This window comes from Haladaptatus sp. CMAA 1909, from assembly GCF_043952005.1.
Taxonomy (GTDB): domain Archaea; phylum Halobacteriota; class Halobacteria; order Halobacteriales; family Haladaptataceae; genus Haladaptatus.
In genome coordinates this window covers 549,273-558,520 of the sequence record NZ_JBIOAV010000001.1, presented here as the reverse complement: position 1 = coordinate 558,520, position 9,248 = coordinate 549,273, and the positions used below count along the sequence as shown (strand labels likewise).

The following is a 9,248-nucleotide window of genomic DNA, read 5'->3' as shown; positions in this document are numbered from 1 at the left end:
ATGGCAACTGAAGAACCAACGGAACACGGCTTGCGAGAGCAGCCGAAGTCGGGTGCCTACGCCAGCGCAGTTCGGTGGATCGAAAGCCTGAGCGAGACGCAGTTCGCGTACCTCCTCTTGCTTCCCGCCCTACTGCTCCTCGGCGTCATCGCCTTCTGGCCGCTCTTGCGGACGTTCGAGATGTCACTGCACGCAGATAGTATCACAGGACCCGCTCAGATCGGCGGATTCGTCGGGTTCGAGAACTACGTGAACCTGCTGACGGGGAAACTCGATACGGTCGCACTACCACAACCGTTCATCGACCTCAGTTCTCCGTTCAAAAGCGCCCTCATCGTCACGTTCATCTTCACCATCGTCAGCGTTCTGTTCGAAACCATCATCGGCTTCGGACAGGCGCTCGTGTTGGACCAGGACTTCCGCGGTCGGCGCTGGGTGCGGGTCGCGATCATCCTCCCGTGGGCGGTTCCCATCGTCATTCAGGGGATGATCTTCTACCTCCTCTTCCAACCGGGAATCGGCTTCGGGGCCGACATCCTTCACAACGTGGTCGGGTTCTCGACGACGCCGCTGGTCAACAGCCCGGAGGCGTTGTCCATCATTATCGTGGCCGACGTGTGGAAGACGACGGCGTTCATGGCCCTGCTCATCCTCGCCGGATTGCAGAGCGTCGACCGAAGTCTCTACGACGTGGCCAAGGTCGCGGGCGCATCGAAGTGGCAGCAGTTCAAGATGATAACGCTGCCGCTCGTCTTCCCGACGGTCATGGTCGCGATGCTGTTCCGTACCATCGCGGCGATGCGGATTTACGGCCTCATCCAGACTATGTCCGGGTGTGCGACCGTTCCGTCGCTGTCCTGTCTCGTCGTCTCGACGTTCAGCGTCCGACGGTACGGGACGGCGTCCGCCATCGCGTTCGTGACGGCGGCCATCATCGGCATCGTGGTAACGGTGTACATCGTGAAGTTCCGCGAGAGCGCGGAGGCGATCTAAATGGCGCAAGCCGAAGCCGATCAGACGACGTCGGACCCCGAGGAAAACCTCGGCCCGTTCCGACGGTGGGCGAAAGGGTCGATGCAGGACCCCGAAAGCACCTACCGAGGGTTGTTCTACCTCGTCATGGTGTTCTTCCTGTTCACCACCCTGTTCCCGCTGTACTGGTTGCTCGTCCTCGCGCTGACGCCGAGCAACAAGATCGTCAATATGGGTCTCCTCCCGAAAGGGTTCAATCCCGGCGCGTTCGTGGAGATATTCCAACGGTTACCGTTCCACGTGTACATGTTCAACAGCTTCGTGCTCGCGTTGTTGACCACCGCCATCGTGCTGGTGCTCGCGAGCCTCGCGGGCTACGTGTTCGGGCGACTCGACTTCCCGGGCCGTGGGCCGCTGATGTTGCTCATCCTCGCCATCTCGTACTTCCCACCGGCGGCGTTCCTCATCCCGCTGTTCCGGCTGTTCACCGGGAACATCGAGATACTCGGGCTGAGCACGCCGATGCTGTACAACACGCCGGGAGCGCTGTTGCTCCCGTTCAGCGCCCTGTTCATGCCGCTCTCGATATTCATCCTGACGACGTTCTACAGCCAGATTCCGGACGGGCTGGAGGACGCCGCGCGAATCGAGGGCACCACGCGACTGGGCGCGCTGTTCCGCGTCATCATCCCGCTGTCGGCACCCGGCGTCGCCACGGCAGGCGTGCTAACATTTATCAACGTGTACAACGAGTTCTTCTTCTCGTACCTGATGACGGACGGGGAGGCAGAACACTGGGCCCCCATTCTGTGGGGCATCCTTGGCTACCAAGGCCAGTACGCATCGTTCTACAACCTCATGGCGGCGGCGAGCATCGTTGGCATCCTGCCAATCGCCATCCTCGTCGTCATCGCGCAGGAGAAAATCGTCAGTGGACTTACCTCTGGCGCACTGAAGGAGTGATACAAAATGGGTGAAGTAAACCTCGAACACGTTTCGAAACGGTACGATGATGTAACGGCGGTCGACGACATGAATCTGGAAATCGAGGACGGCGAGTTCGTCACGCTCGTCGGCCCGTCGGGTTGTGGAAAGTCCACGACGCTCGAAACCATCGCGGGACTCACGATTCCGACGGAGGGAACCATTTCCATCGCCGACCGGGACGTGACGACGCTTCCACCGAAGGACCGCGGCATCGCGATGGTGTTCCAGAACATCGCGTTGTTCCCGCACATGGACGTGTACGACAACATCAGCTTCGGCCTTCGGCTCAGAAGCTACGAGAAGAAGGAGGTGGACCGGCGCGTCGACCGGGCCGCGGAAATCGTCCAACTCGAAGGCATGCTGGACCGGATGCCCGACGAGATGTCCGGCGGTCAGCGCCAGCGCGTCGCCATCGCCCGCGCCATCGTCCGCGAACCCGAAGTGTTCCTGATGGACGAACCGCTGGCGAACCTCGACGCGAAACTGCGCGTCCACATGCGCACGGAACTCCAGCGACTCCACAAGGAACTCGACGCGACCATCGTCTACGTCACACACGACCAGGCGGAGGCGATGACGATGTCGGACCGAGTGGCGGTCATCAATAAGGGCGAACTGCAACAGTTCGCGCCGCCGCTCACCTGCTACAACGAACCGACGAACCTGTTCGTCGCGGGGTTCATCGGATCGCCGAGCATGAACTTCGTGGAGGGGACGGTCGATTCGGACGGCTTGCAGACGGAGGATTTCCACGTTCAGTTCGACACCGGCCAACTGGGCGGTATCGCGACGGACGACAGGTTGACGCTCGGCGTTCGACCCGAGGACGTGTACCTCACCGACGACGCCGACGACGTGATGGCTCCGACCGAGTCGATTTCGGCACGGACGGACGTGCTCGAACCGATGGGGGACCAAATCTTCGTCTACATCCTCACGGGAGGCGTGACTTCGGAGGGAATGGACGCGGAAGCCGACGACTCCCACCAACTGATGATGAGCGTCGACCCCGACAAGGACATCGATTCCGACCAAGACGTAGACGTCGTCCTCGACAGGGAACACCTCCACCTGTTCGATACGGAAACGGGTGACGCCATCGCCCACGGACTGGAGTTCGCCTCGGCCGGAACCGAGCCCACGGGAACCGAAGCGGAGGGGGACGACTGAGATGGTAACCGAACTCGGCTGGTACTATCTGGGAGCGGGAACGATCCTGTTCTTCTTCTGGGCGTACGGGGTCGTCTCGTTCGGCTTGGACGTGAAGAACAAGATAATTCCCAGCATTCGCGGCCACCTCGCGGACAGGAAGGCCCGGAAAGCGGAGGAAGAGCGTGAACGCGAACGCGAAGAAAAGAAACAGCAGTTGTACTGACGTGTCACGCTTCGCTCACCCGAATTCGGTTCGACAGGGGAGAACTAGTGGTAACGATCGTGTGAATAACGGCGATATCGGACGACGAAAGGAAAAGAATAACACCGTCTCACCGGTGAGCGGTAACTATGAGTGCCAGTGAGCCGGTTCGAGTCGGGTTCGTCGGTCTCGGAAATATCGGACATTATCACGCCGACCGAATCACTGATCTACGCCACGAAATCGTCGGCGGTGTCGATATCAACCCCGACGCGCGCGCCCGCTTCGCCGAGAAGTACGACACCCGTTCGTTCGAGAGCTACGAGGAACTGTACGAGTCGGACATCGACGCCGTAATCGTCACGACGCCGAACAAGTTCCACGAGGAGTACGCCATCTCCGCGCTCGACGCCGGTCTCGACGTCCTTCTCGAAAAGCCGCTCGCGCACACGCTCGAAAGCGCAGAACGCATCGCGGAGGCGGCCCGAAACGCCGAAGGCTTCTGTATGGTCGGCTTCCACAACCGCTTCCGCAACCCCGTCGAGGTCATCAAAGGGTATCAGGACGAGGGTCGCTTCGGGAAGACGCGTCACGTCGAAGCGAACTACATCCGACGTCGCGGCATCCCCGGCCGCGGGTCGTGGTTCACGAACCGGGACGTCGCGGGCGGCGGTGCCCTCATCGACATCGGCGTTCACGCCATCGACCTCGCGTTGCACCTCCACGACTTCCCCGAAGTGAAGGAAGTCAGCGGCGAGGTCCGCTCGCAGTTCGGCGACCGGGACGACTACACCTACCTCGAAATGTGGGGCGACGACACCGACTCGGGCGCGTTCACGGTCGACGACTCCGTGACCGCGTTCATCCGCTGTGAGGGTGGCAGGACCATCTCGCTGGAAGTCGCGTGGGCCGCGAACCGCTCGTCGAGCGAGGAGTACTTCGTTCGCGGGGAGGACGCCGGCGCGAGTTTCGACAAGCACGACGACTCGCTCACCATCTACGAGACGAGCATGGTCGGCGCGGACCACTTCTCCGACTGTCAGGTCAAGACGCGACAGGAGGACGCCCACAAGGCGGAACAGCGCGTCTTCTTCGAGGCGGTGCGCGACGGCGTCGCGCCGAAGATGAACACCATCGAACAGGCGTTGACGGTCCAGCGCGTCATCGACGCCGTGTATCGCTCCTCGCAGGACGAGCGGGCGATTCAACTGTCCCAGGAGTAGCGTGTAGATTTCGCTGTTCTCGGCAGTCGTGGGGAGACGTTCGTCGGTCGGCGGATGCTGTAACCCATCGCACCAAAATTTTATTCCCGAACGGAGTACTCGTTCGAAGCATGGACATCGGCGTTCACACACCACCACTGTACGGCGAATCGCTCGACGATGCACTCTCCTACCTGAACGACATCGGCGTGGACGCCATCGAACCCGGCGTGGGTGGCTATCCCGGCGACACGCACCTCCCGCGGGAGGAGTATCTGGACGACGAGGCGGCACAGGAAGAACTCCACGACCTCCTCGACGAACACGACATGCGAATCAGCGCGCTGGCGACACACAACAACCCGCTCCACCCGGACGACGAGGAGGCAGAGGAGGCCAACACGGAACTCCGAGAGGCGATTCGGCTCGCCGACCAGTTGGACGTCGGCACCGTCACTTGCTTCTCCGGCCTGCCCGCCGGCGGTCCGAACGACGAGTATCCGAACTGGATCACCGCGCCGTGGCCGTCGGAACACGAGGAAGCCCTCGAATACCAGTGGGAGGACGTCGCGATTCCGTACTGGACCGAAATCGCGGAGTTCGCCGACGACCACGACGTGAACCTCGCCATCGAGATGCACCCGAACATGCTGGTCCACGAACCCGCCGGAATGCTCGAACTCCGCAACGCGACCAACGAGCGCGTCGGCGCGAACTTCGACCCCAGCCACCTCTACTGGCAGGGCATCGACGTGCCGGAGGCCATCCGCTTCCTCGGCGAACACGACGCCATCCATCACTTCCACGCCAAGGACACGAAGGTGTACGAGTCCCAAGCCCGCTACAAGGGCTTCCTCGACACGACGCCGTACACCGAGGAGGCGAACCGCTCGTGGCTGTTCCGCTCGGTGGGCTACGGTCACGGGGAGGGCCACTGGAAGGACATCGTGAGCGCGCTCCGTCTCGTGGACTACGACGGCGCGCTCTCCATCGAACACGAGGACTCGCTCACCAGTTCGCGCGAAGGATTGGAGAAGGCCGTGGAACTGCTCCAGCGCGCCGTGTTCCGAACCACGCCCGGCGAGGCGTACTGGGCGGAGTAGTTCAGAGGTCCGCGACGAGCGCTTCGGGATACAGCGTCTCGGGGTCGTCCTCGTCCCTGAAGTCGGCGGACGATTTCCAGACGCACGCTATGCGTTCGTCGTGTTCGGGTTCGTAGCCCGGGAACTCGTCACGCTCGTACGGCCACGCCTCGTCGATAACCGCCTCGTAGACGCGCCAGATTTCGTGATGTCGCCGCCCGCCGAAGGTGAACACCGCCTCGTATGTTTCGAAGTGGGTGACGTTCGAGAGCGAGACGCCCAGTTCCTCCTCGAACTCGCGGTGGAGCGCTTCCTCGCTGTGCTCACCGAATTGGACGCCGCCGCCGAGCGGGTAGTGGTACGGGGGATCTGCATCGGAGCGAGGTTCCCGCGCGACGAGAAGTTCGTCGCCGCGGCGGACGAGGCCACGAGCGGAGACGCGGATGTGGGGTTCGGACATCGGACTCGTGAAGAGCAAAGAGTGTCAGATAAGCGTATCGAATCCGCGACGAAGGTCAGCGAACGATCCACGTCAGGTACCACGTCAACAGCGTGCCGACGATCAGTCCGCCGACGACTGCGGCGACGAGGACGACGGGACCGCCGCCGCCGTGCAGTGCGATGAGTCCGCCGGATGCGCCGACGAGGAGTACGACGCCGATTTTCAGACGGGTCATCGCGGCCGAACGCTCCTCCTGCGAAATCGGTCCGACCATTATCGACCCCTGCTCGTTCGCGCTGAACTTTTCTCGTCACCGACGCGTACGCCACGCATGAAAGAGGGCGGGACTGGCAGACGCTTAAATCCCGGCGGGATGGGGTTACTCCCGGTACCGTTCGACGCTTTCGAACAGTGCCTCGAAGGCGGGCGTGCCGTCGTACCGAATCGTTCCCGTCCGGTCGTCATAATCGATGAGATGGACGTCCCACAGTTTGGGGAGCGTGACGTGCCGGAGGTTGGTTTCGAGCGACACCCGTCTGAGTTCGTCGGTTTCGGTCAACTCCTCGACCGTGAGGACGCCGTCGGGCGCATCCATCGCCATTCGAAGCACGTATCGGCACTCCCGGTCGGCCAGCACGGAGAGCCAATCGTCCACCACGCCGGAGGGCGCACCGATTTCCGAGGTGGCCACCGGTAACCATGGAGGTTCCGACGCGTCCGGGTCCGTCGGTGTCGAATCGTCGAGGGTGGAGAAGATCACATCGCTCGGCGTGGCCGTGTTCGAGTCGGATTCCTCGACATTCGAACCGCCCGTTTCGTTCCGAATCGGAGCAACTATTCCGGCGATGCCGACGACCAACCCCAACAGCGCGCCGCTCGTCACGAGAGTCTGTGTGAGAAAGTAGGGATTTGCGATGTGCCACCCGGAGACTTTCGCGGTGACGATGACGCCCGCCGCAAAGCCACTGAGTGCCAACATCCCCTTGAGACAGGAGATATCGATTCGCTGGAGCGCGCTCGCTTCGATGTCGCTCCTCGATAACCTGTATCCCGAGTAGATGAGTATCGCGGAGAGCGTCATCTCGATGATGAACTCCGGGAACCACACCGAATCAGCACGGAGGTACAAGTCGAAGACGACGACTATCGACAGCAGAACACCGAGGAGTGAGATCATTCGTCCGCCGGTTCTCGACTCACCGTCGGCTACCGTGAGGTCGGGGTGGGTCACACGCATCCGAGGTCACTATCACGGGTAGTCGCTCAGCGCTACTATCGGTTTCGCCACCCGTGAAAAATCGGAGCCGCCGTTCGTACGAACGAAAATTTCGGACGTTACTGGAACCCGCGACCCACTTCGTCCTCGTCGATGAGGTCGTCTAGCTCCTCGTTCAATAACTTTTCTTCTTCCTCGAACGTCTCGGCGAGGTCGGAAATCTGGTCCGGCCTGTCGTAGCCGTCGAACGCCATCGGTCCGAACGCCGGGCTTTCGAGCGCCTCCATCACGTCGTCGAAGAGGTCCGCTCCCGACGTCGGCGCGTCGGCGTGTGCCTTGATGGTCTCCTCGACGCGCTTTGCACGCGCCTCCATCTCCTTTTCGTCCGGACGCTCGTCCTCCGTATTTCGAACCGCGAACCGACCCTCGCGGGACTCCTTTTCCGGGAGATAGCTCCCGATTTCGTCGTCCAGTTTTCGGGCGACGTGGGTGCCGACGCCGCGGACCTGATACGGGTTCTTCGCGTAGGTCTTCAGATGGAAGAGACCGGCCTTCGGATGGCCGAGATACAGGTCCTCCCCGACGCCGCCCGCACGCTGTCCGCCGGCGGCCCGCCACCCCTCGGGGTCGACGCTGCGGTCGACCACGTCCTGTAAGATGTCCTGCCACTCTCGAATCCGCATAGATACACAGTAACACGCCGGAAGGATTAACGTATCGCTTTTCCGTATCCGTCTCCGTCTCGTCGTCCACGGACGGTCGTTTTCGGCCGTCCCGATGCACCGAAGCGATGGACATCGAGGAGGCGGTCGACGAGGTGGAACGGGTACCTTTTTCCTCCGGCACTCGAAGAACCATCATGAACCTTTCAGCGGAACAGCGGGCCATTCGGGACGTGGTTCGGGAGTTCGCAGTCGAGGAGATACGACCGGTCGCCGGCGAGTGCGACGAGAAACAGGAGTTCCCCGAGGAGGTGTGGGACGGCCTCGCCGAACTCGATATGATGGGACTGACGGTCCCCGAGGAGTACGGGGGACTCGACGTGGACAAACTGACCTACAGCGTCGTCAACGAGGAGGTCGCCTACGGCATGCTGTCGGTCGCGACGGCGCTGTCGGTCCACTGCCTCGCGACGTCGTGTCTCGCCGAGTTCGGCAACGAGGAACAGAAGGAACGCTGGCTTCCCGACATGGCGGAGGGGCGCCCCGTCGGCGCGTTCGCGCTGTCGGAACCCGAGGCGGGGTCGAACCCGGCCGAGATGTCCACGGAAGCGCGCCGCGAGGGAGACGAGTACGTCATCGACGGCAAGAAGCAGTGGATCACGAACGGCAAACGCGCCGACGTCATCGTCCTGTTCGCGAAGACCGACCGGGACGACCCGGGGAGCGTCACGCAGTTCGTCGTCCCGAAGGACGCGGGCGTCGAAGTCGGCAAGAAGGAGGAGAAACTCGGCTTGCGAGCGAGCGACACGACGAGTCTCATCTTCGACGACGTTCGAATTCCCGCCGAGTATCGACTGACGGAGGAGGGCAAGGGACTGTCCGCGGCATTCCACATCCTGACGGGCGGACGCATCGGCATCGCCAGTCAGGCGGTCGGCCTCTCGCAGGCGGCCCTCGACCAAGCCGTCGAATACGCACAGGAGCGCGAGCAGTTCGACCGGCCCATCGCGGATATCCAGACCATCCGGCACAAACTCGCCGACATGCGGACGAAGTTGCAGGCGGGACGGTTGCTGACCCGCGATTCGGCCCGTCGTGCGGACGACGGCGCGGACCACGCAGCGGCCGCGAGCATGGCGAAGTACTTTGCCAGCGAGTCCGCCGTCGAGATCACGAACGAGGCGGTACAGATTCACGGCGGCTACGGTTACACGACCGACTTCGACGTAGAGCGGTTCTACCGCGATTCGAAGATCACGACCATCTACGAGGGTACCTCCGAGATTCAGAAGAAGGTCATCGCCCGCGACTTGCTCGGCTGACGCGTCCAT

11 protein-coding genes are annotated in these 9,248 nt (G+C 62.2%); 7 read left to right on the top strand and 4 right to left on the bottom strand.

Annotated elements, in window-relative coordinates:
- From ACGYLY_RS03080 to ACGYLY_RS03055, 6 genes are all read left to right on the top strand, one after another.
- Entirely contained in the window at positions 1–993 is a 993-nt protein-coding gene (locus ACGYLY_RS03080; protein WP_395283031.1) for a carbohydrate ABC transporter permease, read from the top strand.
- On the top strand, positions 994–1,935 hold the full coding sequence (locus ACGYLY_RS03075) for a carbohydrate ABC transporter permease (protein WP_395283032.1): 942 nt from the start codon (positions 994–996) through the stop codon (positions 1,933–1,935). It begins immediately after the preceding gene.
- 6 nt (positions 1,936–1,941) lie between these two features.
- Positions 1,942–3,129 (top strand): ABC transporter ATP-binding protein, encoded by a 1,188-nt coding sequence (locus tag ACGYLY_RS03070; RefSeq protein WP_395283033.1) that lies wholly within the window; start codon positions 1,942–1,944, stop codon positions 3,127–3,129.
- A gap of 1 nt (position 3,130) precedes the next feature.
- Positions 3,131–3,334, top strand: coding sequence for a hypothetical protein (locus tag ACGYLY_RS03065; protein WP_395283034.1), 204 nt, complete (start codon positions 3,131–3,133; stop codon positions 3,332–3,334).
- Between the two features lie 128 nt (positions 3,335–3,462).
- The gene (locus ACGYLY_RS03060; RefSeq protein WP_395283035.1) at positions 3,463–4,536 is read left to right on the top strand and encodes a Gfo/Idh/MocA family protein; all 1,074 of its coding nucleotides are present in this window, start codon (positions 3,463–3,465) and stop codon (positions 4,534–4,536) included.
- Between the two features lie 110 nt (positions 4,537–4,646).
- Positions 4,647–5,618, top strand: coding sequence for a sugar phosphate isomerase/epimerase family protein (locus ACGYLY_RS03055; RefSeq protein ID WP_395283036.1), 972 nt, complete (start codon positions 4,647–4,649; stop codon positions 5,616–5,618).
- A 1-nt stretch (position 5,619) separates the two neighbouring features.
- On the opposite strand, the gene ACGYLY_RS03050 is transcribed toward ACGYLY_RS03055, so the two are convergent.
- From ACGYLY_RS03050 to ACGYLY_RS03035, 4 genes are all read right to left on the bottom strand, one after another.
- On the bottom strand, positions 5,620–6,057 hold the full coding sequence (locus ACGYLY_RS03050; RefSeq protein ID WP_395283037.1) for an NUDIX hydrolase: 438 nt from the start codon (positions 6,055–6,057) through the stop codon (positions 5,620–5,622).
- 55 nt (positions 6,058–6,112) lie between these two features.
- On the bottom strand, positions 6,113–6,313 hold the full coding sequence (locus tag ACGYLY_RS03045) for a hypothetical protein (protein ID WP_395283038.1): 201 nt from the start codon (positions 6,311–6,313) through the stop codon (positions 6,113–6,115).
- 105 nt (positions 6,314–6,418) lie between these two features.
- Positions 6,419–7,276 (bottom strand): hypothetical protein, encoded by an 858-nt coding sequence (locus ACGYLY_RS03040; RefSeq protein ID WP_395283039.1) that lies wholly within the window; start codon positions 7,274–7,276, stop codon positions 6,419–6,421.
- Positions 7,277–7,374: 98 nt separating this feature from the next.
- Positions 7,375–7,938: a hypothetical protein gene (locus ACGYLY_RS03035; protein WP_395283040.1), complete on the bottom strand. Its 564-nt coding sequence runs from the start codon at positions 7,936–7,938 to the stop codon at positions 7,375–7,377.
- A gap of 176 nt (positions 7,939–8,114) precedes the next feature.
- Between ACGYLY_RS03035 and ACGYLY_RS03030 the strand changes: the two genes are divergently transcribed.
- Positions 8,115–9,239, top strand: a complete 1,125-nt coding sequence (locus ACGYLY_RS03030; RefSeq protein ID WP_395283041.1) for an acyl-CoA dehydrogenase family protein — start codon at positions 8,115–8,117, stop codon at positions 9,237–9,239.
- The last annotated feature ends 9 nt before the right edge of the window (positions 9,240–9,248 follow it).